This window comes from Pseudomonas migulae, from assembly GCF_043225285.1.
Taxonomy (GTDB): Bacteria; Pseudomonadota; Gammaproteobacteria; order Pseudomonadales; family Pseudomonadaceae; genus Aquipseudomonas; species Aquipseudomonas migulae_C.
In genome coordinates this window covers 2,339,253-2,361,445 of record NZ_CP171224.1, presented here as the reverse complement: position 1 = coordinate 2,361,445, position 22,193 = coordinate 2,339,253, and the positions used below count along the sequence as shown (strand labels likewise).

Genomic DNA, 22,193 nt, shown 5'->3' with positions numbered 1-22,193 from the left:
ATGCCAGCCCCTAAAAATGATGGCGGCATCCGGCATGCGCATTCAGTTGAACGGCGAATCCCTTGAACTGCCCGACGGTGAAACCGTTGCGGCCCTGCTGACCCGTCTGGAACTGACCGGACGCCGGGTGGCGGTCGAGCTCAATCTGGATATCGTCCCGCGCAGCCTGCATGCGGACACCCCATTGAACGACGGCGATTCCGTCGAAGTGGTGCACGCCATCGGCGGCGGCTAGTCGCCCGGCCCGCAAGGGCACAGAATTCTGCAAGAACCTCACCCCTACAGAGGATTTCCCATGAGCATCGTTCGTAGCGACAAGCCCTTCGTCCTGGCCGGTCGTACTTACCAGTCCCGTTTGCTGGTAGGCACCGGCAAGTACCGTGACATGGAAGAAACCCGCCTGGCCATCGAGGCCTCGGGTGCCGAGATCGTCACCTTCGCCGTGCGCCGTACCAACCTCGGCCAGAACCCGGGCGAACCGAACCTGCTCGAAGTCCTGTCGCCGGACCGCTACACCTTCCTGCCGAACACCGCCGGTTGCTTCGACGCGATCGAAGCCGTGCGCACCTGTCGCCTGGCCCGTGAGCTGCTCGACGGCCACAACCTGGTGAAGCTGGAAGTGCTGGCGGACCAGAAAACCCTGTTCCCCAACGTGATCGAAACCCTCAAGGCCGCCGAAGTGCTGGTCAAAGAAGGCTTCGACGTGATGGTCTACACCAGCGATGACCCGATCATCGCCCGTCAACTGGCGGAAATCGGCTGCATCGCGGTCATGCCGCTGGCCGGTCTGATCGGCACGGGCCTGGGGATCTGCAACCCGTACAACCTGCAGATCATCCTCGAAGAAGCCAAGATTCCGGTGCTGGTGGATGCCGGTGTCGGTACCGCTTCCGACGCCACCATCGCGATGGAGCTGGGTTGCGAAGCGGTGCTGATGAACTCGGCCATCGCTCACGCCCAGCAACCGGTCATGATGGCTGAAGCCATGAAACACGCGATCGTCGCGGGCCGCCTGGCCTACCTCGCCGGCCGTATGCCGAAAAAACTCTATGCCAGCGCCTCTTCGCCGCTGGATGGTCTGATCAAGTAAGAGCCATTGATGACTGAATCAAACGACACGCCAATCCAGACGGAAGAAGGCGACGAGCGCCAACACCGCCGCATCAAGAGTTTCGTGATGCGCGCCGGGCGCATGACCGAAGGCCAGCAAAAAGGTCTGGAACAGGGCACGCCGCTGTTCGTGCTGCCTTTGGCCGACGCGCCGGTGGACTTCGACCAGGTGTTCGGTCGCTCGGCACCGCGTTCGCTGGAAATCGGTTTCGGCATGGGCCATTCGCTGCTGGAAATGGCCGCCGCTTCGCCGGAACAGGATTTCATTGGCGTGGAAGTGCACCGCCCGGGTGTCGGTGCGCTGCTCAATGGCGTACTGACTCAAGGCCTGACCAACCTGCGGGTCTACGATTGCGACGCGATCGAAGTGCTCAACCGTTGCGTGGCCGACAACAGCCTCGATCGCCTGATGCTGTTTTTCCCGGACCCGTGGCACAAGAGCCGCCATCACAAGCGTCGTATCGTTCAGGCGTCGTTCGCTGAACTGGTGCGCAGCAAGTTGAAGGTCGGCGGGATCCTGCACATGGCCACCGACTGGGAACCGTATGCTGAGTACATGCTGGAAGTGATGAATGTCGCGCCGGGTTATCGCAACCTCGCCGAAGACGGCAAGTGCGTACCGCGCCCGGCCGAGCGCCCGATCACCAAGTTCGAACGCCGCGGCGAACGTCTTGGGCATGGCGTGTGGGACCTGAAGTTCGAAAAGCAGTCCTGAGCCCTACGCAATAAACCTGTAGGAGCCGGCTTGCTGGCGATGGAGTGTCAGTCACCTCAATGTTGACTGACACTCCATCGCCAGCAAGCCGGCTCCTACATTTTTTTTGTGTGGTACTAAAGAGCGGCGTTCATCCGCCGAGAGCCTCTCGTCCCCACTTGTAAAGGAAGACAAGTTTTGAAAACCATCCTCGCTTGTACGCTGTTTTTAAGTCTGCTGTTTTCCGCAGCTTGCGAGCGCGTAGTCACGCCTGAAGAATACTTTGCAATCGCCCAGAGAGCGGCCGATAAAATCAAGCGTGAGGCCGATGAAAGGCTCAAGCGTGAGGCCGCGGGAGAAACTGCTTTCGAGTTCACCCCGGAGCAGCTACGCAATGCGCAAGGTGATATCGAAGCACTCGTAGACAACTTGAAACGCGCGTCTGATGGCGGCCACATACTTGCCACGTACTTTTTGGCTAACCTGCAGGACAACTCGATGTTCTCTGAGAGGACGCGCAAAGAGACCTGTGGTCTGTACCAGAAAACCATGGACCAAGGTTTGCTGGCGGGTGCTGTCAGCTATTACCACTTATGCGATAAGGCATACGAAAGGTTCGAACTGCGTAACCCGGATCACCTGAAGTACCTGCAAGCGCTGGAGCAGTTGCTGCAAAAGCCCGACGCTCATGTTGACTCCTATCCGTTACCGGCCAAGCATTCCCTGTGTTTCTTCGACGAAGCTGCGCCATTGCCGCAGCAGGGTGCGTTGGCGGCCATGCGTGCCCAGGCCGTCGCGCTGACACTGTCGGAAGAACAGTTTCGTGCCGAGGCCAATTACATTCTTGCGCTGACGCGTGAGAATGAACATGACCGGCCTGACAGTCAAAATATCGCTTATCTGGATAAGGCTGAAGCGCTGGGGTGCAATGATTTTCACGGGCTGAGCGCCATGATGCGCAATGCAGTGAAGGTGAAGTGAGCCTGATTAGCCTGGATGCATACCAGTGTAGGAGCCAGCTTGCTGGCGATGGAGTGTCAGTCACCTCAATGTTGACTGACACTCCATCGCCAGCAAGCCGGCTCCTACAGGTTTTTTTGTGCCCGCAAATCAGCGGCGGTCAGCGACTACGCCGATGAGCACCAGCACCACCAACAACACCGGCGCCAGGCTGTAGTTGTTGAACTGACTCAGACCACGGACGATCCACGGCGTGGCGTAGATCAGCGCGGCGCCGCTGCCGATCATGCACACCAGCGCCAGCAACGGCACGCGCAAAGCGCCGGCGATGCTGCCCAGGCGTTGATCGATCCAGGCTTTGATGTCCGCGCCGAACAGCACCAGCAGGCAGCCCACCAGTGCCAGAGAGATTTCCGACAGGTTGCTGCGGCTCCAGCGGGAGGCGGTGGCGAGCAGGTCGAATATCAAATCCATTGGTTTTCCCTTAAGGCTGAAATCAGTTCAGAAATTTTTGCAGCAAGTCGTTGAGGAACAGCTGCCCGCGTTCGGTGGCCGCCAGGCGTGACGGTTCGACCTGCAACAGGCCGCTTTGTTCGGCGTCGCGGCGTCCTTCGGCGAGGCTTTCCAGGCTCAGCCCGGTACGTTCCGGGTACAGCCGCGATTCCACGCCATCGGTCAGGCGCAAAGCGTTCATCAGGAAATCGAACGGTAATTCATCATTGGTCAGGGCTTTTTCGCCGGCCTTGAAGCTTTTCTTCGGGTTCAGGTAGTCCTTTGGCAGGCGCGTCTTCCAGGTGCGCACGATGCGCCCGTCCGGATGACTGAGCTTGCCATGGGCGCCGGCGCCGATGCCGATGAAGTCGCCGAAACTCCAGTAGTTGAGGTTATGCCGCGCCGGACGACCGGGCTGGGCATACGCCGAGACTTCGTATTGCGCGTAACCGTGTTCGGCGAGCAACGCCTGGCCGGCTTCCTGAATGTCCCACAGCGTGTCGTCTTCCGGCAGCGTCGGCGGCTGGTTCCAGAACACTGTGTTCGGCTCCAGCGTCAGTTGATACCAGGACAGGTGCGTCGGTTTCAGGGCGATGGCCTGGCGCAGGTCGTTCAGCGCATCGTCCAGCGTCTGGTCGGGCAGACCGTGCATCAAGTCGAGGTTGAAGTTATCGAACCCGGCCTGACGCGCCATGCCGGCGGCGCGCACGGCTTCATCGCCGTTGTGAATCCGCCCCAGGGCCTTGAGTTTGTCTTCCTGGAAGCTCTGGATGCCGATCGACAGGCGATTGATGCCCAATGCGCGGTAGGCGACGAACTTCTCTTGCTCGAACGTCCCCGGATTGGCTTCCAGGGTGATTTCGATATCGCTGGCAAACGGGATGCGCTGCTCGACGCCTTTGAGCAAACGGCCCAGTGCCTCGGCGCTGAACAGGCTCGGCGTGCCGCCACCGAAGAAGATCGAGCTCAACTCACGGCCGTAGACCGCATGCAAATCCTGATCGAGGTCCGCCAGCAAGGCATCGACGTACTCTTCTTCCGGCAGCACCGGGCTGGCGGTGTGGGAGTTGAAGTCGCAATAAGGGCATTTGCGCACACACCACGGGATGTGGATGTACAGCGCCAGGGGCGGTAGCACAGGGAGCGCGGCCCGAGGCGATTGTGCGGCACCGCCGAAGATCAGCGGTGACGCGGAGGAGTCACGGGTCATTTCAGTCCCAGACGCTGGCGCAGCAGATCCATTGCACGGGCGCGGTGGCTGATCCGGTTCTTGTCGCTCGGGCTCAGTTCGGCGCTGGAGCAATCACGCTCGGGCACCCAGAACAGCGGATCGTAACCAAAGCCGTGCTCACCGCTGGCCTGGGTCAGGATGCGGCCGTGCCACAGGCCTTCGCAGAGGATCGGCAGCGGATCATCAGCGTGGCGTACCAGCGCCAGCACGCAAACGAACTGCGCACCGCGCTCGGCTTCCGGCACCTCTTTCAAGGCATCGAGCAGCTTGGCGTTGTTCGCCGCATCGCCTTTACCGTCGGCGTAACGGGCCGAGTAGATCCCCGGCGCACCGCCGAGGAAATCCACCGCCAGGCCGGAATCGTCGGCCAGTGCCGGCAAACCGGAAATACGCGCGGCATTGCGGGCCTTGAGGATGGCGTTCTCGACGAACGACAGGCCGGTTTCTTCAGGCTCGACGCTGCTGAACTCACCGATCGAGCGCAGTTGCACCGAGTCGCCGAGCATGGCCTGGAGTTCCTTGAGTTTGCCGGCGTTATGGCTGGCCAATACGAGTTGCGTGAAGTTCATCATTCGCCGGGGAAAAGCTCTTGGTTGAAATTGATGGTGTTGATCTTGTCACCGTTCTGCACCTTGATCTCAAAGGTGCGTACTTCCTGTTGTTCGACCGGGTACTGCGCGATGTAGTAGATCGCGCCCTGTTCGGTGATCTGTTTGAATTTCAGTGCCACGCTCTGGCTGGTCAGGTCTTTGACCGTGCCGCTCACCTGAGCCATCTGTGGCTTGCCATTCTTGAGCACCGAAATGTTGATCACGCCCTGGTTCTTGCTGCGGGTGAGTTCCGCGGCCTTGGCGATATCGGGTGTCAGGAAAGTGGAATTGAAGGTGTTGTAATGCACCGTCACATCGCCGAATTTTTCCTGGCGGTCACCTTTGATGACGTCCGCGGCCATGGCGGTGACGCTCAGGCAAGCTGTGAGTAAAAACAGTGCTAGACGACCCATGATCGTTCTCCTTGGAATAACGTGGTTCAGACCGCGATCCTGTGATCCTGCAGCATCGGGCTGCTGACGCGATAGATACCGATCTCACCTAACAGATTAGGCCATACCTTGCTCGCCCACCCGTGCCGATGCTGTTGATCCACGGCCAGCCGATCAATGACCTTGGCGTCACGTTCGCGACATAACGCTTCAAAGTCCTCGAAGGTGCAGAAGTGAATGTTCGGCGTGTTGTACCAGGTGTACGGCAGGAAGTCGGAGACCGGCATCCGGCCCTTGCTCGCCAGGTACCAGCGGCAGCGCCAGTGACCGAAGTTTGGGAAGGTAATGATGCACTGGCGACCGACGCGGAGCATTTCGTCGAGGATCTTGTCCGGGTAATGCACGGCTTGCAGCGCCTGGGTCATGACCACGACGTCGAAGCTGTTGCTGGCAAAGTTGCCCAGGCCCTTGTCCAGGTCCTGTTCGATCACGTTGATGCCCTTGGCCACGCACTCGGCGATGTTGTCCGGGTCGTTTTCCAGGCCATAGCCGGTCACTTGCTTGTGGTCGCGCAGCCACGTCAGCAGCTCGCCGTCACCGCAACCGAGGTCGAGCACGCGGCTGCCGGCGGGGATCCATTCCTGGATGATTTCCAGATCAGCTCTCATGGCTTTCTCACAACGTAATGCGGTTCATGTAATTGCTGAATGCCTGCAGGTAGCGCGGGATCGGAATCAGGAAGGCGTCGTGGCCTTGCGGAGCGTCGATCTCGAGGTAGCAGACGTCTTTCTTGGCCGCCATCAACGCGTCCACCAGTTCCCGCGAGCGGGCAGGGGAGAAGCGCCAGTCGGTGGTGAAGGACATCACGCAGAACTTGGCCGAGGCGCCGGCGAAGGTTTTCGCCAGGTCATCGTCGAAGTTCGCCGCCGGGTCGAAGTAGTCCAGCGCCTTGGTCATCAGCAGGTAGGTGTTGGCGTCGAAACGCCCGGAGAACTCTTCCCCCTGATAACGCAGGTAGCTTTCCACCTGGAACTCGACGCTGTGGAAGTCGTAGTTGAGCTTTTCACTCTTCAGGCCGCGACCGAATTTTTCGCCCATGGAGTCGTCGGACAGGTAGGTGATGTGCCCGACCATCCGCGCCAGCATCAGGCCGCGCTTGGGGATCACGCCCGCTTCCTGGAACGAACCGCCGTGGAATTCGGGGTCGGTGAGGATCGCCTGGCGCGCCACTTCGTTGAAGGCGATGTTCTGCGCCGACAGCTTCGGTGCCGAGGCGATGGCCAGGCAGTGACGAATGCGATCGGGGTAGGTGATGCTCCACTGCATGGCCTGCATGCCGCCGAGACTGCCGCCAATCACGGCGGCCCATTGGCCGATGCCGAGCAGATCGGCCAGGCGCGCCTGGCTGTGCACCCAGTCTTCGACGGTCAGCACTGGGAAGTCGGCGCCAAACGGCTTGCCGGTCTCCGGGTTGATGCTGCTCGGGCCGGTGGAGCCGTTGCAACCGCCGAGGTTGTTCAGGCTGACCACGAAGAACTTGTTGGTGTCGATGGGCTTGCCGGGGCCGATGCAGCTGTCCCACCAACCGGGCTTGCGGTCGTCGGGGCTGTGGAAGCCGGCGGCGTGGTGGTGCCCGGACAGGGCGTGGCAGATCAGCACGGCGTTGCTCGCCGTGGCGTTCAGCGTGCCGTAGGTTTCGTAAATCAGGTCATAGGCCGGTAGCGATCGACCGCAGGCTAACGCCAGGGGCTCGCTGAAGTGCGCCACTTGGGGCGTCACCAGGCCAACAGAATCGGGGGGAAAGGCAGCTGGCATCGACCCTGCTCTCGTTGAAATGAGGCGTAAGTCTAAAGACCGGTGGGGTAAGCGGCAAGCAATGGCCGGGCCTGATTTGATTCAGTCAAATCGGGTTGCCTTCATCGCGAGCAGGCTCACTCCCACAGGGGAACGCATATCCCTGTGGGAGCGAGCCTGCTCGCGATGAACGATGACGCGGTATCAGATCAAACCAAGCAGACCTTGAGGCATGAAGGCAAAGTATGCCAGCCGCGGAATCAGCCAGCTTTGCAGCAACTGGATCACGATAAACGCGAAGATCGGCGAGATGTCGAGACCGCCCAGGTTCGGGATGATCCGGCGGAACGGGGCCAGTACCGGTTCGGTAATCTGCGCGACCAGCTCGGCGCCCGGATTGTGGCTGCCCGGCGCGACCCAGGACAGGATCACGCTGATGATCATCGCGTAGAACAGGATGTTCAGGAACAGCGAGAACAGCGCAATCAGCGCCCACGGCACCAGTAGCACCCAGTCGACCATGAAGCCCTTGAGCGACACGATCACCGCGATCAGCAGCATCTGCACGATCAGCGCCAGCACCAGCGACGACATGTCCAGCCCGAACATGCTCGGGATGACCCGGCGCAGCGGTTTGAGCAACGGTTGGGTGGCCTTGACGATGAACTGGCAGAGCGGGTTGTAGAAGTTCGCCCGGACCAGTTGCAGGATGAAGCGCAACAGCACGATCAGCAGGTACAGGCTGCCCAGGGTTTTGATGATGAAAATGGCAGCGTCATTGAGTCCGAGCATCATTGATTCCTTTATGAGAGCTGATTAGCGACCGAGCTGCTCGGCCATCTCGGCCGAACGGTGCGCAGCGGCGCCGAGTGCTTTTTCCACCAGGGCTTCGAAGCCATCAGCCTGGAACGATTTGATTGCAGCTTCTGTAGTGCCCGCCGGCGACGTTACACGGCGACGCAATTCCGCGGCGTCGACATCGCTGGAAACCGCCATGTGCGCGGCGCCCAATGCGGTTTGCAGGGTCAGTTGCGCGGCGATGTCGGCCGGCAGGCCGAGTTTCACGCCAGCGGCCGTCATCGCTTCGATCAGCAGGAAGAAGTACGCAGGGCCGGATCCGGAAACAGCGGTGACGGCGTCCAGTTGCTGTTCCTCGTTCAACCACAGGGCGATGCCCACCGCCGACAGCAGCTCTTGCGCTTGCTGGCGTTGCTCGGCGGACACTTCGGCGGTGGCGAACAAGCCGCTTACGCCCTGACGAAGCAGAGACGGAGTGTTAGGCATACAGCGCACGATCGGCTGCGCGCCGAGCCAGTTGTTCATGCTGGCGCAGGTGATCCCGGCAGCGATCGACACCACCAGTTGATTGGGTTTCAGGCTCGGGCGAATCGCTTCACACACGGCTTTCATTGCCTGGGGTTTGACCGCCAGAACGACCACGTCCGCACCTTGAATGGCCTCGGCGTTGTCGGCGAATACGTCGATGCCGTGCTCGGCGTTCACTTTGGCGCGGGTTTCAGCGCCCGGATCGCTGGCGCGGATCTGCGCAGCGTCCAGACCTTTGGCGCGCAGGCCGCCGATCAGGCTGGCGGCCATGTTGCCGGCACCGATAAAGGCAATACGAGTCTTGCTCATGTCAGGTCCTTATAAATAGAAGAGTCGGCCACGGGGTCAAGGCTGACTGTAGTCGCGGGCGCCGAACAGGGCTGTACCGATGCGGACCCAGGTGGCGCCCATGGCGATGGCCGACTCGAGGTCGTGGCTCATGCCCATGGAAAGTGTGTCGAGCGGCAGGTTCAGGCTGGCTTGCAGGCTTTGCACGGCAGCAAAAGCGGCGTCCTGGGCGGCGCGATCTTCAGTCGGCTCGGGGATTGCCATCAACCCGCGCAGCGTGAGGCGCGGCAGTTCGCTGATGGCCTTGGCCAGGGCGGGCAGGTCGGCCGGGGTGCAGCCGGACTTGCTGGCTTCACCGCTGACGTTGACCTGGATGCAGATGTTCAGGGGCGGCAGATCGGCAGGGCGTTGTTCCGACAGGCGTTGTGCAATTTTCAGACGATCCACGGAGTGCACCCAGGCGAAATGCTCGGCAATGGCGCGAGTCTTGTTCGACTGAATGGGGCCGATGAAGTGCCAGATCAAGGGCAGGTCGGCCAATTCGAGCTGTTTGCCCAAGGCTTCCTGCAGGTAGTTCTCGCCAAAGTCGCGCAGGCCGGCGGCATGCGCTTCACGCACCGCCTCGGCGGGCTTGGTCTTGCTCACGGCCAGCAGTTGAACGCTGTGCTCGTCGCGGTGGGCGGCGAGGGCCGCAGCGCGGATACGTGAACTAACCAGGGCAATGTTGTCTGCTATCGTGGACATTCAAGAGGCGCCAGCGGGTCTGAGGTTGGCGGCATTCTACTGGAATTGAGGAGTGCTATGGATATCACTGAACTGCTGGCCTTCAGCGCGAAACAGGGCGCGTCCGACTTGCACCTGTCTGCCGGCCTGCCACCGATGATTCGTGTCGACGGCGATGTGCGGCGCATCAACCTGCCGGCGCTGGACCACAAGGCGGTCCAGGAGCTGATCTACGACATCATGAACGACACCCAGCGGGTGGACTTCGAAAAGCACCTGGAAACCGACTTTTCCTTCGAAGTGCCGGGCGTGGCGCGCTTCCGGGTCAATGCGTTCAACCAGAACCGCGGCGCGGGCGCGGTGTTCCGGACCATTCCGTCGAAGGTCCTGAGCATGGACGATCTGGGCATGGGGGAAGTGTTTCGCAAGATTACCGAATCCCCCCGTGGCCTGGTGCTGGTGACCGGCCCGACCGGTTCGGGCAAGTCCACCACGCTGGCGGCGATGATCGATTACCTGAACAACCATCGCCACCATCACATCCTGACCATTGAAGACCCGATCGAATTCGTCCACGAATCGCGCAAATGCCTGATCAATCAGCGTGAAGTCCACCGCGATACCCGCAGCTTCGCCACCGCCCTGCGTTCGGCGCTGCGGGAAGACCCGGATGTGATCCTGGTGGGCGAGATGCGCGACCTGGAGACCATCCGCCTGGCGCTGACGGCGGCCGAGACCGGTCACCTGGTGTTCGGCACGCTGCACACCACCTCCGCGGCGAAAACCATCGACCGGATCGTGGATGTGTTTCCGGGGGACGAGAAGTCGATGGTGCGTTCGATGCTGTCCGAGTCGTTGCTGGCGGTGGTGTCGCAGACGCTGGTGAAGAAGATTGGCGGCGGGCGCATTGCCGCGCATGAAATCATGCTGGGCACGTCGGCGATCCGTAACCTGATCCGCGAGGACAAGGTGGCGCAGATGTACTCGTCGATTCAGACCGGCGGGAATCTGGGGATGCAGACGCTGGACATGTGTTTGAAGGAGCTGGTGAACAAGGGCTTGATCAGTCGCGAGCATGCCCGGGAGAAGGCGCGGTCGCCGGATAATTTCTGAGGGGGATATGTAGCGCTTTCATAGACCCTATCGCGAGCAGGCTCGCTCCCACAGTTGATCGCATTCCAATGTAGGAGCGAGCCTGCTCGCGATGGGGCCAACATGGTCAAAAAAAATCCCGGAACAGGCCCGGGATTTCAGATCAGCGCTGAACAACCTGCAGGCTGTTCTTCTCTTTCGGCAGAACCCGCTTGGCAACCACATAGTGGCTTTCCCAGTACGGTTTCTTCAAGGTGTCGATGGTCACCGACTTGCCACGGCGCGGTGCGTGGATGAAGCGGTCGTTGCCCAGGTAGATGGCAACGTGGTTGACCCGGCGGCTCTTGATGTTGAAGAAAATCAGGTCGCCCGGTTTCAGGTCCTTGCGATCGACTTTCTCGCCGTGACCGCTGGCCATGGCGTTCGAGGTGCGCGGCAGGTCGAAGGTGGCGTCGTTGAACGCGTATTTCACCAGGCCACTGCAATCGAACCCTTTACTTGGGCTGCTGCCGCCCCAACGGTATGGTGTACCGAGGACGTTGACCGCGCGGCTCAGCACATTGCTGCTTTCCTTGGTCGCCATCGGCGGCACAAGGTTGCTGTTGGCTTTGCTCAGCGAAGTCGTTGGTTTGGACGTTTGCTTGTTTTTGCTCGATGGAGCAGAAACATGGGATTTCGGGGTGTAACCATTAACGTTAGGAAGACGTTGCTCACGATTGGTGGCGTGGGCGGCCAGTGGCATCAAAAGGCAAATGGTTAGCCATGTCTTGAAAAATGGACGCATTAGGCAAGGCTCATAAAGGTTAGCGCGAAACTTTATAACAGCTTTTTTTGTCATTCCGAGGCCGTTGGTCGATTCAATCCGGGGGGTAACGGAACCAAATACGCGGCAAATAGACGCAATTGTCCGACAGAAGTCAGGTGCTATAAGGGTTTGACGGGAGACACGGTAGCATTTGCCATACGTCGGCTACCTGTAAAAAAGTCACAAAGAATTCAAGAATATTTATCTATCGTGTGATTCGAGGTCCTTCATGAACACCTATCAACACCCCGTTCCACATCAGGATACGCACAGCAAGGTGATCGGTTACCTACTGTGGATTTTCGGTTTTACCGGCGCTCACCGCTTTTATTACGGCAAGCCGGTGACCGGGACGATCTGGTTTTTCACCTTCGGTTTGTTGGGCATTGGCTGGCTGATCGACGTGTTCCTGATCCCGGCCATGGACCGTGAGGCGGACCTGCGTTTCACCGCCGGGCCTATCGAATACAACGTTGCGTGGATTCTGCTGACGTTTCTCGGGGTGTTTGGCGTGCACCGGATGTATCAGGGGAAGTGGATCAGCGGATTGCTGTACCTGGTGACGGGCGGGTTGTTCTTCCTGGGGGTTTTGTATGACTTCTGGACGCTGAATGACCAGGTGTCGGTGCGAAACGCGCAGAATCGCGGCACCTTCCAGTAAGCCATCGCTGGCAAGCCAGCTCCCACAGGGTTATCGGTCGACCGCAAAATTTGTGGCCACACGCAACATTGTAGGAGCCGGCTTGCCGGCGATGGGAGCGACGCGGTCTTACGCCTGGTGGCTAATCCGCCCATCCACCAGGGTGTAACGCACCACACCCGGCAAGCTATGCCCAATGAACGGGCAGTTCTCACCCTTGGACAACCAGGTCTCACCGGCCACGGTCGACGCCGCAGGGTCGAACAACACGATGTCCGCCGCGCCACCCACCGCCAGTTTCCCCGCCGGCAAGCGCAATGCTTGCGCAGGCCCGGCACTCAGTCGCGCCAGCAGCGTCGGCAGATCCAGCAAGCCATCTTCCACCAGCGTCATTGCCAGCGGCAGCAACAGCTCGACGCTGCTGATGCCCGGCTCGGTCGCGCCGAACGGCGCCAGCTTGGCGTCCCGCTCGTGAGGCTGGTGATGGCTGGATATCGCCGAGACCACACCGGACTTCACGGCCGCCCGCAGGCCATCGCGGTCAGCGCGGGTGCGCAGCGGCGGTTGCACGTGATAGAGGCTGCTGAAGTCGATCAGTGCTTCATCGGTCAGGATCAACTGATACAGCGCCACATCGGCCGTCACCGGCAACCCACGGGCCTGGGCCTGAGCGATCAAGGCCACGCCACGAGCGCTGGTGAGCTGGCTGAAGTGCGCGCGCACGCCGCTTTGCTCGACCAGCAGCAGGTCACGGGCGAGGGCCACGGTTTCCGCGGTTTCCGGAATGCCCGGCAAACCGAGGAAACTGGCGGTCGGGCCTTCATGCGCCAGGCCACCTTCGGCCAGGTCATGGTCCTGGGAGTTGAAAATCACCGTCAGGTCGAAAGTCGCCGCGTATTCCAGCGCCCGGCAAAGGGTGCGGGTGTTGCGGAAGCTTTCCAGGCCGTTGCCGAAGGCCACGCAACCGGCATCGCGCAGGGCAACGAGTTCTGCCAGTTGTTCACCATCCAGGCCTTTGCTCAGGGCCCCGATCGGGAAGACCTTGGTGTTGCCGGCCTCACGGGCGCGGTCGAGGATCAGTTCGGCCACGGCCGAGGTGTCCAGCACCGGTTTGGTCTTTGGCGGGCAGCACAGGCTGGTCACGCCACCGGCTGCGGCGGCGCGGGTTTCGCTGACGATCGAACCCTTGCGGCTGTAACCCGGCTCGCGCAGGGCGACGTTCAGGTCGACCAGACCGGGAGCGGCCACCAGGCCTTGGGCGTCGATGGTATCGACGGCAACGAAACCGGCTGGCGCGGCGCCCAGGGCGACGATCTTGCAGGCTTCGATGTGGATATCTGTCACTTGATCCAGCCCGCTGACTGGATCGATCACGCGTGCGCCGAGAATGCTGAGCTTCACTGGGCGTTCTCCTGCTCGAATTGGCGCTGGGCAGTCTGCCCGCTCATGGCCATGGACAAAACGGCCATACGAATGGCGATGCCGTAGGTCACCTGGTTGAGAATCACCGAGTGCGGGCCGTCGGCCACCGCCGACTCAATCTCCACCCCGCGGTTGATCGGGCCCGGGTGCATGACGATGCAATCCGGTTTGGCACCGGCCAGGCGCGCGGTGGTCAGGCCGAACAGGCGATAGAACTCGCCTTCGCTCGGCAGCAGGCCGCCGGTCATGCGTTCGCGTTGCAGGCGCAGCATGATCACCACGTCGACGTCTTTCAGGCCTTCGGTCATGTCGGTGTAGACCTTCACGCCGTATTGCTCGATGCCGATCGGCAGCAGGGTTTTCGGCGCGATCACGCGGATGTCCGGGCAGCCGAGGGTTTTCAGCGCGAGCATGTTCGAGCGCGCGACCCGCGAGTGCAGGATGTCGCCGACGATGGCCACGGAAAGGTTTTCGAAGCTGCCTTTGTGCCGACGGATCGTCAGCATGTCGAGCATGCCCTGGGTCGGGTGCGCGTGACGGCCGTCGCCGCCGTTGATGATCGCCACTTGCGGGCACACGTGCTCGGCGATGAAGTGCGCGGCGCCGGAATCACCGTGGCGCACGACGAACATGTCGGCGGCCATGGCTTCCAGGTTGCGCAGGGTGTCGAGCAGGGTTTCGCCCTTGCTCGCCGACGAGGTCGACACGTTCAGCGTGATCACGTCGGCCGACAGGCGCTGGGCCGCCAGTTCGAAGGTGGTGCGGGTACGGGTGGAGTTCTCGAAGAACACGTTGCACACGGTCTTGCCGCGCAGCAACGGGACTTTCTTCACCGCCCGGGCGCCGACTTCGAGGAACGAGTCGGCGGTGTCGAGGATTTCCGTCAGCAGCTCGCGGCGCAAACCGTCGAGCGAGAGGAAGTGGCGCAGCTGGCCCTGATCATTGAGCTGCAGCGGGCGCTTGGTGTCTAGAGGCGTCATCGCGAGGGGACTCTCAATAGGGCGAATTAAAGGGCGAGGTCTTGCAGTTCGAGCTGGAGTTCCGGACCGGACAACTTCACGCGCTCGTGGGCGGCCAGCGACAGGGTCGCGCCGACCACGTTCGGGCGGATCGGCAGTTCGCCGGCGTCCAGGTCCAGCAGGCACACCAGCGTCACGCTGGCCGGGCGGCCGTAGTCGAACAGTTCGTTCATCGCGGCGCGGATGGTGCGACCGCTCATCAGCACATCGTCGATCAGCACCAGGTCCTGGCCTTCGATCTCGAACGGCAGCGCCGAAGGGCGCACCTGCGGGTGCAGGCCGTTCTGGCTGAAATCGTCACGGTAGAAAGATACGTCCAGGGTGCCGAGCGGCGCGTCGCTGCCCAGTTCTTCGAGCAACGCCTGGGCGACCCAGACGCCACCGGTACGAATCCCGATGTAGCGCGGTTCGCTGATGCCACGGTGTTCCAGATGGGCCTTGAGACTGATGGCCATCTGGCTGATCAGTTCGGCGGGATTGGGCAGGCTCATGGTTGCTCCTTCTTGGGCCCGAGCCGGGTGGTGCTGGAGGTGGCTCGGGTTGTCGCTATAGAGAGTCGCTTGTTACGGCTCTTCAGGATTCGAACAGTGCGGTGTTTTCGTCGAGCCAGCCTTGCAGCAGCAGGGCGGCGGCGATGGCGTCGACCGGGTTGTCGCGGTAACTGCCTTTTTGCCCGCCACGATCACGCCGTTCGCCTTTGGCTTCGAAGGTGGTCAGGCGTTCATCGTGGGTATAGAAGGGCAGGTTGTAGCGGCCGTTGAGGCGGCGGGCGAATTTCTCGGCGCGCAGGCACATGTCGCTGGGCGTGCCGTCCATGTTCAAGGGCAGGCCGACCACCACGGCGTCGGGTTTCCATTCCTTGATCAGGGCTTCGACCTGATTCCAGTCGGGAACGCCGTTTTGCGCTTTCAGGGTGCACAGCTCGCGGGCCTGGCCGGTAATCACCTGGCCGACCGCCACGCCGATCTGTTTGGTGCCGTAGTCGAAACCCAGGATCAGACGCAGAGCCATCAGGCGTGTCCCGCCTGGCTGGTCAACAGGCTGAGATTGACGCCGAGGTGTTTGGCCGCCGCTTCGAGGCGCAGCTCGCTGCTGGTGTTGAACAGGATGTCGGCGTCGAACGGGCAGGTCAGCCAGGCGTTTTGCGCCAGTTCGGCCTCAAGCTGCCCGGCTTCCCAGCCGGCGTATCCCAGGGTAATCACGCTCTTGGCCGGGCCGACGCCGTCAGCGATGGCGAACAGCACATCCTGGGACGTGGACAGGGACAGGTCGCCTTCCAGATCAACGGTCGCCTGAAACTTCTTGCCCGAGGGGTGCAGGACGAAACCGCGATCGGTCTGCACCGGGCCGCCGATGAAGATCGGCACATGCTGGCAGAGCAATGGCGGTTCGATATCGGGGCGCAGTTGCTCGAGGATATCGGCGAGGTTCAGGTCTTGCGGACGGTTGACCACCAGCCCCATGGCACCATTGGCCGTGTGCTCGACGATGTAGGTCAAGGTGTGCGCAAAGTTCGGGTCGGCCATGTGAGGCATGGCGATCAGGAAGTGATGCTTGAGGTAGCTGGGGCTGACGTTTTTCATGAGCGCTAGTGTGGCGTTGGAGGGGCGAACTGACAAGCTGGGGAATCAATGTTTGCCTTAGATTGATCGCGGGTTCACCAGCTCGAAAGGCTGTAACACGACCCTGTAGGAGCCGGCTTGCCGGCGATAGCGATCTCAAGGACGCCATCGCCGGCAAGCCGGCTCCTACAGGTCATATGCCCGTCAGTTGCTGGAGAGTCTGTCCCCGCGCGCAAACTTCCACGTCCGGATGATTTCCAGCCGGTCGATATCCGACAAATCCCCGGTAAACGGTGCAAAGGGCGCGGCCAGCCTGACGATCCGCTGCGCCGCCTGGTCCAGCAACGGCTGCCCCGACGACTCCAGCACCAGCACTTCATACAAAGAACCGTCGCGATTGATCGAGACCATCAGCCGCAAATTGCCGTAGATCTGCTTGCGCCGGGCTTCGTCCGGATAATTGAGGTTGCCGATGCGCTCGACCTTCTTGCGCCACTCGTCTTTATACCAGGCGCCTTTGTCGCGCATGGTCGAGGCCGCGCTCAGGCGGTGGATGCGCGGGCGCTTGGCGTACAGCTGCTGTTCGTTGGCCAGTTCCGCTTCGAGGCTGGCGATGTCGCTGGACAGCTGTTCGGTGTCGAACGTCGGCGCGGCGACGGCGGGCTTGGTCTCGGGCTTGGTTTCTTCGGTCTTGGTCGGCGCTTTTTTCGGCTTCGGCGCAACGGTGGTCACGGCAGCCTTGGGTGCGGCTTCCTGCACTTCAGGCTTGGCGGCCGGCGGGGGCGTGACTTTCTTTACCTGATTGTCCTGGAACGGCGCGACCTCGGTGGTCTTGGGAATCGCCTTTTTATCCAGGGTGCCGCTGCCTTCCTGATTTTCCTGGGCGAGGAAATCAGCCTTGGCCGGCTTCTTTTCGCTTTTGAAGGTGGCGAGGGTGATTTCCAGGGTTTTGCTGATCTGCTGGGGTTCAACCATGGTGAACCCGACGCCCAGCAGCAATGCCAGGTGAACCAGCGCCGCGAGGAACAGGGTAAATCCGAGGCGATCAGCCGGGCGCACGCCACGATGGGCGAGTTCAGCGGGCAGATCGGACGGGAGTGTCATGACAAGAAAACCAACATCGCGTTTTTCACAGGCCGCGGATGATAACGCAATGTTGGTCGCACCTTGGGTGTTCTATATCAACGAGCCTTGAGCTTCTGATCGATGGCATCCATCAGCAGGCCGCCGATGTCGGTGCCGAACGCATTATCAATCTCGCGAATGCAGGTCGGGCTGGTGACGTTGATTTCCGTCAGGTGCTCGCCAATCACGTCCAGACCCACGAACAGCAGGCCTTTCTCGCGCAGGGTCGGGCCGACCTGGGCGGCGATCCAGCGATCCTTGTCGCTCAGCGGACGGGCTTCGCCACGGCCGCCGGCCGCGAGGTTGCCACGGGTTTCGCCAGCGGCAGGAATCCGCGCCAGGCAGTAATCAACCGGTTCGCCGTCGATCATCAGGATGCGCTTGTCGCCGTCCTTGATCGCCGGCAGGTACGCCTGGCCCATGATCTGCTGGGTGCCGAGCGCGGTCAGGGTCTCGAGGATCACCGACAGGTTCGGATCGCCCGCACGGTGACGGAAGATCGAAGTGCCGCCCATGCCGTCCAGCGGCTTGAGGATCACGTCGCCATGTTTGGCGGCGAATTCGCGCAGCACGTCGGCGCGGCGGCTGACCACGGTCGGCGGCGTGCACTGCGGGAACAGCGTGGCAAACAGTTTTTCGTTGCAGTCACGCAGGCTCTGCGGCTTGTTGACCACCAGCACGCCAGCGCGCTCGGCTTGTTCGAGCAGGTACGTGGAGTAGACGAATTCCATGTCGAACGGCGGGTCCTTGCGCATCAGGATCACGTCCAGATCGCTCAGCAGCGCGTCGGTCTCGGCTTCCAGTTCGAACCATTTTTCCGGGTTGGCGAAGACTTTCAGCGGCCGCATCCGCACCCGTGCTTCACCTTCGCCCTGGTACAAATCCTGCTGTTCCATATAGAACAGTTCCCAGCCGCGCTTCTGTGCGGCCAGCAGCATGGCCAGCGAGCTGTCCTTTTTATAGGAAATGCTGGCAATGGGATCCATGACAATCCCGACGCGAACGCTCATGGGGTATTCCTCGAAAATGGGGGCGGTCTATGTAGGAGCGAGCCTGCTCGCGATGGAGGCCAACGATGACGCTCGCAGTCTGACACCCCGCGGTGCCCTGACAATCATCGCGAGCAAGCTCGCTCCTACAGTAAAAGGCCAGAAAAATGTGGCGTCAGAGTGGCGCCGAGTGTGTTCCCGGTCAAGGAAAAACCACCGCGCAGGTCGGCCGATAGATTGGTGTTGGAGACTGTGCTAAAAAGACTGCCAAGGTGTGCTGGCCCTTGAACATCAAGGGTTTCGAGCCCTCGTTATCCGGAAAACGGACATATTGATTCGCAAAGGCGACGGCAGAGCATTTATGGACCAGCATTCCAGCGCCTTGAAGGTCATGGTGATCGACGATTCGAAGACGATTCGCCGCACCGCCGAAACGCTGTTGAAGAACGTGGGGTGTGAGGTCATCACGGCCATCGACGGTTTCGATGCCCTGGCCAAGATTGCCGACCATCATCCCGGCATCATCTTTGTCGACATCATGATGCCGCGTCTGGATGGTTATCAGACCTGCGCCCTGATCAAGAACAACAGTGCGTTCAAGTCCACGCCAGTGATCATGCTGTCGTCCAAGGACGGGCTGTTCGACAAGGCCAAGGGGCGCATCGTCGGCTCCGACCAGTTTTTGACCAAGCCTTTCAGCAAGGAAGAACTGCTGAACGCGATCCAGGCCCATGTACCGGGCTTCGCCGCTGTTTTGCCGCAGTAGGACACGCACAGTGACGCTCGGCCAACGGGCCCGGCGTCGACAAGAATGGGGAAAACCATGGCACGTATTCTGATCGTCGATGATTCGCCGACTGAAATGTACAAACTGACCGGCATGCTGGAAAAGCACGGTCATGAAGTGTTGAAAGCCGAAAACGGCGCCGACGGCGTGGCCCTGGCCCGTCAGGAAAAACCTGACGCGGTGCTGATGGACATCGTCATGCCCGGTCTGAACGGCTTCCAGGCGACCCGCCAGCTGACCAAAGACCCGGAAACCGGGCACATTCCGGTGATCATCATCACCACCAAGGATCAGGAAACCGACAAGGTCTGGGGCACCCGTCAGGGCGCCAAGGATTACCTGACCAAGCCCGTCGACGAAGACACCCTGATCAAAACCCTGAACAACGTGCTGGCCGGTTGATCTTCCGGCCATGACCGAGTCGCTGACTGCCTTCGAACTGCTGCTGCAGATCGACCAGCGCTGCCGTCTGCTGGCGGCGGACTTGCCGTCCCAGCCGACCCGGCAGGACAGCTGGAGCGGTATCGGTTTTCGCCTGGGCGAGCAGTGGTACGTCGCGCCCATGGGCGAAGTCAGCGAAGTCCTGCATGAACCGCGTTTCACGCAACTGCCGGGGGTCAAGCCCTGGGTCAAGGGCGTGGCCAACCTGCGCGGGCGCCTGCTGCCGATGATGGATTTGTGTGCCTTCTTCGGGCATGAATTGTCGGCGGCGCGCAAGCAGCGGCGGGTGCTGGTGGTTGAGCATGACGACGTGTTCGCCGGGTTGATGGTCGATGAAGTCTTCGGCTTGCAGCATTTCGCCCAGGACAGTCTGCAACCGATGGACGACGTGAACGGCCCGATGGCACCGTTCATCAAGGGTCGGTTCGAGCGTGAGCAGGGTTGGCAGGTGTTCAGCCCGTTTACGTTGGCAAAGTCGCAAAGCTTCATGCATGTAGCGCTATAACCCCGGATCCCTTGTGGGAGCGAGTCTGCTCGCGATTGAACGAAAACGCGATGTACCTGATACACCGCGGCGCCTGAATCGCGAGCAGGCTCGCTCCCACAGGAGACCTTCGGTGGGTTCAGGATGTTGGTTAACAGGCGAGGACCGATGATAAAAGCTAAAACAGGCAAGCCAGAAGGATCGCGCAGCCGTTCGCAGATCATCGCGCTGTTCATCGCGCTGATTGTCTTCATCATGCTGCTGTTCGCCAACTTCGCTTACCTCAACACCCAAGCCACGTACGACAAACAGTACATCGGCCACGCCGGCGAGCTGCGCGTGCTGTCCCAGCGCATTGCCAAAAACGCCACCGAAGCCGCCGCCGGCAAGGCTGCCGCGTTCAAGTTGCTCAGCGATGCGCGCAACGATTTCGCCCAGCGCTGGGGTTATCTGAAGAAAGGCGACCCGACCACCGGCCTGCCGCCAGCCCCGGCGACGGTGCGCCCGGAAATGCGCGCCGTGCAGCAGGACTGGGAACGCCTGCTGAAAAACACCGATGCGATCCTGTCGAGCGAGCAGACCGTGCTGTCCCTGCACCAGGTTGCTGCCACCCTGGCGGAAACCGTGCCGCAATTGCAGGTCGAGTACGAAAAAGTCGTCGAGATCCTTCTGCAGCGTGGCGCACCGGCCGCCCAGGTGGCGATGGCCCAGCGTCAGTCGCTGCTGGCCGAGCGAATTCTCGGCGCGGTGAACACCGTGCTGTCCGGTGACGAAAGCTCGCAACAGGCCGCCGATGCGTTCGGTCGCGATGCCGCGCGCTTCGGCCAGGTGCTCACGGGCATGTTGCAGGGCAACCCGGCGCTGAAAGTCAGCCAGGTCGAAGACCAGGATGCCCGGGCCCGGTTGGTCGAGATTTCCGAGCTGTTCGAATTCGTTTCCGGCTCGGTGGATGAAATTCTGGAAACCTCGCCGGAGCTGTTCAAGGTCCGCGAATCGGCGAGCAACATTTTCACCCTCTCGCAAACCCTGCTCGACGAAGCCTCGCACCTGGCCACCGGGTTTGAAAACCTCGCCGGCGGGCGCGACACTGACACCATTGGCGGCTACGTGCTGGGCCTGCTGGCGTTGATGTCGATTATCCTCATCGGCCTGGTGATGGTCCGCGAAACCAACCGTCAGCTACGGGAAACTGCCGAGAAAAACGAGCGCAACCAGAACGCGATCATGCGCCTGCTCGATGAAATCGAAGACCTGGCGGACGGCGACCTGACCGTGACGGCGTCGGTGACCGAAGACTTCACCGGAACCATCGCCGACTCGATCAACTATTCCGTAGACCAGTTGCGCGACCTCGTGGCCACTATCAACCTCACCGCCGGCCAGGTCGCCGCCGCCGTGCAGGAAACCCAGGCCACGGCCATGCACCTGGCGCAGGCTTCGGAGCATCAGGCGCAACAGATCAGTGAAGCGTCCACCGCGATCAACGACATGGCGCAGTCCATCGACCAGGTCTCGGCCAACGCCGCCGAATCGTCGGCGGTGGCAGAGCGTTCGGTGGAGATCGCCAACAAGGGCAACGAGGTGGTGCATAACACCATCCACGGCATGGACAACATTCGCGAACAGATTCAGGACACCGCCAAGCGCATCAAGCGTCTGGGCGAGTCTTCCCAGGAAATTGGCGACATTGTCAGCCTGATCGATGACATTGCCGACCAGACCAACATCCTCGCGCTCAACGCGGCGATCCAGGCCTCGATGGCCGGTGACGCCGGACGCGGTTTTGCAGTGGTGGCGGACGAAGTCCAGCGCCTGGCCGAGCGTTCGTCCGCCGCGACCCGGCAGATCGAGACCCTGGTGCGGGCGATTCAGGCGGACACCAACGAAGCGGTGATTTCCATGGAACAGACCACCACCGAAGTGGTGCGTGGCGCGCGTCTGGCGCAGGATGCCGGTGTGGCCCTGGAAGAAATCGAAGGCGTGTCGAAGACCCTCGCGGCGCTGATTCAGAGCATTTCCAATGCGGCGCAGCAGCAGACGTCGTCGGCCGGGCAGATTTCCCTGACGATGAACGTGATCCAGCAGATCACCACGCAGACCTCGTCCGGCTCCACCGCCACGGCGGAAAGCATCGGCAACCTGGCGAAAATGGCCAGCCAGTTGCGGCGCTCGGTGTCGGGTTTCACCTTGCCGGCTGCCAAGGCGCAGACTGTGGATAAAGTGTGAG

General features: G+C 61.2%; 27 protein-coding genes. 10 read left to right on the top strand and 17 right to left on the bottom strand.

The window, feature by feature from the left end:
- The first annotated feature begins 34 nt into the window (after positions 1-34).
- The 4 genes from thiS (at position 35) to ACF6ZU_RS10925 (ending at position 2,785) form a co-directional block, all read left to right on the top strand.
- A complete protein-coding gene (gene thiS, locus ACF6ZU_RS10940) occupies positions 35-235 on the top strand; it encodes a sulfur carrier protein ThiS (protein ID WP_392892273.1) in 201 nt (66 codons plus the stop codon).
- Positions 236-295: 60 nt separating this feature from the next.
- Complete coding sequence (locus ACF6ZU_RS10935; RefSeq protein WP_392892271.1) at positions 296-1,090, top strand: thiazole synthase; 795 nt, start codon at positions 296-298, stop codon at positions 1,088-1,090.
- Positions 1,091-1,099: 9 nt separating this feature from the next.
- Entirely contained in the window at positions 1,100-1,825 is a 726-nt protein-coding gene (gene trmB, locus ACF6ZU_RS10930) for a tRNA (guanosine(46)-N7)-methyltransferase TrmB (protein ID WP_008026161.1), read from the top strand.
- 177 nt (positions 1,826-2,002) lie between these two features.
- A complete protein-coding gene (locus tag ACF6ZU_RS10925) occupies positions 2,003-2,785 on the top strand; it encodes a hypothetical protein (protein ID WP_392892270.1) in 783 nt (260 codons plus the stop codon).
- Between the two features lie 129 nt (positions 2,786-2,914).
- Here the strand turns inward: ACF6ZU_RS10925 and ACF6ZU_RS10920 are convergent, their stop codons facing one another.
- From ACF6ZU_RS10920 to ACF6ZU_RS10880, 9 genes are all read right to left on the bottom strand, one after another.
- Positions 2,915-3,238: a DUF3392 domain-containing protein gene (locus tag ACF6ZU_RS10920; protein ID WP_392892268.1), complete on the bottom strand. Its 324-nt coding sequence runs from the start codon at positions 3,236-3,238 to the stop codon at positions 2,915-2,917.
- Positions 3,239-3,260: 22 nt separating this feature from the next.
- The gene (gene hemW, locus ACF6ZU_RS10915) at positions 3,261-4,466 is read right to left on the bottom strand and encodes a radical SAM family heme chaperone HemW (protein ID WP_392892267.1); all 1,206 of its coding nucleotides are present in this window, start codon (positions 4,464-4,466) and stop codon (positions 3,261-3,263) included.
- Positions 4,463-5,059 (bottom strand): RdgB/HAM1 family non-canonical purine NTP pyrophosphatase, encoded by a 597-nt coding sequence (gene rdgB / locus ACF6ZU_RS10910; RefSeq protein WP_392892265.1) that lies wholly within the window; start codon positions 5,057-5,059, stop codon positions 4,463-4,465. The genes hemW and rdgB overlap by 4 nt, the downstream gene beginning before the upstream one ends.
- Positions 5,056-5,490 (bottom strand): DUF4426 domain-containing protein, encoded by a 435-nt coding sequence (locus tag ACF6ZU_RS10905; protein ID WP_392892263.1) that lies wholly within the window; start codon positions 5,488-5,490, stop codon positions 5,056-5,058. Before ACF6ZU_RS10905 ends, rdgB begins: the two co-directional genes overlap by 4 nt.
- Positions 5,491-5,516: 26 nt before the next feature.
- The gene (metW, locus tag ACF6ZU_RS10900; RefSeq protein ID WP_392892261.1) at positions 5,517-6,137 is read right to left on the bottom strand and encodes a methionine biosynthesis protein MetW; all 621 of its coding nucleotides are present in this window, start codon (positions 6,135-6,137) and stop codon (positions 5,517-5,519) included.
- A 7-nt stretch (positions 6,138-6,144) separates the two neighbouring features.
- Complete coding sequence (locus ACF6ZU_RS10895) at positions 6,145-7,284, bottom strand: homoserine O-acetyltransferase (protein ID WP_392892260.1); 1,140 nt, start codon at positions 7,282-7,284, stop codon at positions 6,145-6,147.
- Between the two features lie 183 nt (positions 7,285-7,467).
- Positions 7,468-8,055 carry a YggT family protein gene (locus ACF6ZU_RS10890; RefSeq protein ID WP_392892258.1) on the bottom strand — a complete coding sequence of 196 codons (588 nt, stop codon included), beginning with the start codon at positions 8,053-8,055 and terminating at the stop codon, positions 7,468-7,470.
- A 24-nt stretch (positions 8,056-8,079) separates the two neighbouring features.
- Positions 8,080-8,898 (bottom strand): pyrroline-5-carboxylate reductase, encoded by an 819-nt coding sequence (gene proC / locus ACF6ZU_RS10885; RefSeq protein ID WP_392892256.1) that lies wholly within the window; start codon positions 8,896-8,898, stop codon positions 8,080-8,082.
- Positions 8,899-8,934: 36 nt separating this feature from the next.
- The gene (locus ACF6ZU_RS10880) at positions 8,935-9,621 is read right to left on the bottom strand and encodes a YggS family pyridoxal phosphate-dependent enzyme (protein ID WP_392892254.1); all 687 of its coding nucleotides are present in this window, start codon (positions 9,619-9,621) and stop codon (positions 8,935-8,937) included.
- A gap of 57 nt (positions 9,622-9,678) precedes the next feature.
- Between ACF6ZU_RS10880 and ACF6ZU_RS10875 the strand changes: the two genes are divergently transcribed.
- Positions 9,679-10,713, top strand: coding sequence for a type IV pilus twitching motility protein PilT (locus ACF6ZU_RS10875; protein ID WP_392892252.1), 1,035 nt, complete (start codon positions 9,679-9,681; stop codon positions 10,711-10,713).
- 142 nt (positions 10,714-10,855) lie between these two features.
- Here ACF6ZU_RS10875 and ACF6ZU_RS10870 read toward each other — a convergent pair whose 3' ends face one another.
- Positions 10,856-11,476: a C40 family peptidase gene (locus tag ACF6ZU_RS10870; protein ID WP_392892250.1), complete on the bottom strand. Its 621-nt coding sequence runs from the start codon at positions 11,474-11,476 to the stop codon at positions 10,856-10,858.
- Positions 11,477-11,726: 250 nt separating this feature from the next.
- On the opposite strand from ACF6ZU_RS10870, the gene ACF6ZU_RS10865 reads away from it, so the two are divergent.
- The gene (locus tag ACF6ZU_RS10865) at positions 11,727-12,158 is read left to right on the top strand and encodes an NINE protein (RefSeq protein ID WP_392892248.1); all 432 of its coding nucleotides are present in this window, start codon (positions 11,727-11,729) and stop codon (positions 12,156-12,158) included.
- A gap of 108 nt (positions 12,159-12,266) precedes the next feature.
- Here ACF6ZU_RS10865 and ACF6ZU_RS10860 read toward each other — a convergent pair whose 3' ends face one another.
- The 7 genes from ACF6ZU_RS10860 to gshB form a co-directional block, all read right to left on the bottom strand.
- Complete coding sequence (locus ACF6ZU_RS10860) at positions 12,267-13,538, bottom strand: dihydroorotase (protein WP_392892246.1); 1,272 nt, start codon at positions 13,536-13,538, stop codon at positions 12,267-12,269.
- Positions 13,535-14,539, bottom strand: coding sequence for an aspartate carbamoyltransferase catalytic subunit (locus ACF6ZU_RS10855; RefSeq protein ID WP_095164512.1), 1,005 nt, complete (start codon positions 14,537-14,539; stop codon positions 13,535-13,537). The genes ACF6ZU_RS10860 and ACF6ZU_RS10855 overlap by 4 nt, the downstream gene beginning before the upstream one ends.
- A 26-nt stretch (positions 14,540-14,565) precedes the next feature.
- Positions 14,566-15,069 (bottom strand): bifunctional pyr operon transcriptional regulator/uracil phosphoribosyltransferase PyrR, encoded by a 504-nt coding sequence (gene pyrR, locus ACF6ZU_RS10850; protein ID WP_392892244.1) that lies wholly within the window; start codon positions 15,067-15,069, stop codon positions 14,566-14,568.
- A gap of 82 nt (positions 15,070-15,151) precedes the next feature.
- Entirely contained in the window at positions 15,152-15,589 is a 438-nt protein-coding gene (ruvX, locus tag ACF6ZU_RS10845) for a Holliday junction resolvase RuvX (RefSeq protein WP_003195067.1), read from the bottom strand.
- Positions 15,589-16,161, bottom strand: a complete 573-nt coding sequence (locus ACF6ZU_RS10840) for a YqgE/AlgH family protein (RefSeq protein WP_084322404.1) — start codon at positions 16,159-16,161, stop codon at positions 15,589-15,591. Before ACF6ZU_RS10840 ends, ruvX begins: the two co-directional genes overlap by 1 nt.
- Before the next feature lie 183 nt (positions 16,162-16,344).
- Entirely contained in the window at positions 16,345-17,244 is a 900-nt protein-coding gene (locus ACF6ZU_RS10835; RefSeq protein ID WP_392892239.1) for a TonB family protein, read from the bottom strand.
- Positions 17,245-17,321: 77 nt separating this feature from the next.
- A complete protein-coding gene (gshB, locus tag ACF6ZU_RS10830) occupies positions 17,322-18,275 on the bottom strand; it encodes a glutathione synthase (protein WP_392892238.1) in 954 nt (317 codons plus the stop codon).
- A gap of 340 nt (positions 18,276-18,615) precedes the next feature.
- On the opposite strand from gshB, the gene pilG reads away from it, so the two are divergent.
- From pilG to ACF6ZU_RS10810, 4 genes are all read left to right on the top strand, one after another.
- On the top strand, positions 18,616-19,020 hold the full coding sequence (pilG, locus tag ACF6ZU_RS10825; protein ID WP_157710352.1) for a twitching motility response regulator PilG: 405 nt from the start codon (positions 18,616-18,618) through the stop codon (positions 19,018-19,020).
- A 57-nt stretch (positions 19,021-19,077) separates the two neighbouring features.
- On the top strand, positions 19,078-19,443 hold the full coding sequence (pilH, locus tag ACF6ZU_RS10820) for a twitching motility response regulator PilH (RefSeq protein WP_007897961.1): 366 nt from the start codon (positions 19,078-19,080) through the stop codon (positions 19,441-19,443).
- Between the two features lie 10 nt (positions 19,444-19,453).
- Positions 19,454-19,987: a chemotaxis protein CheW gene (locus tag ACF6ZU_RS10815; protein ID WP_392892236.1), complete on the top strand. Its 534-nt coding sequence runs from the start codon at positions 19,454-19,456 to the stop codon at positions 19,985-19,987.
- Between the two features lie 147 nt (positions 19,988-20,134).
- Positions 20,135-22,192 carry a methyl-accepting chemotaxis protein gene (locus tag ACF6ZU_RS10810; RefSeq protein WP_392892235.1) on the top strand — a complete coding sequence of 686 codons (2,058 nt, stop codon included), beginning with the start codon at positions 20,135-20,137 and terminating at the stop codon, positions 22,190-22,192.
- The last annotated feature ends 1 nt before the right edge of the window (position 22,193 follow it).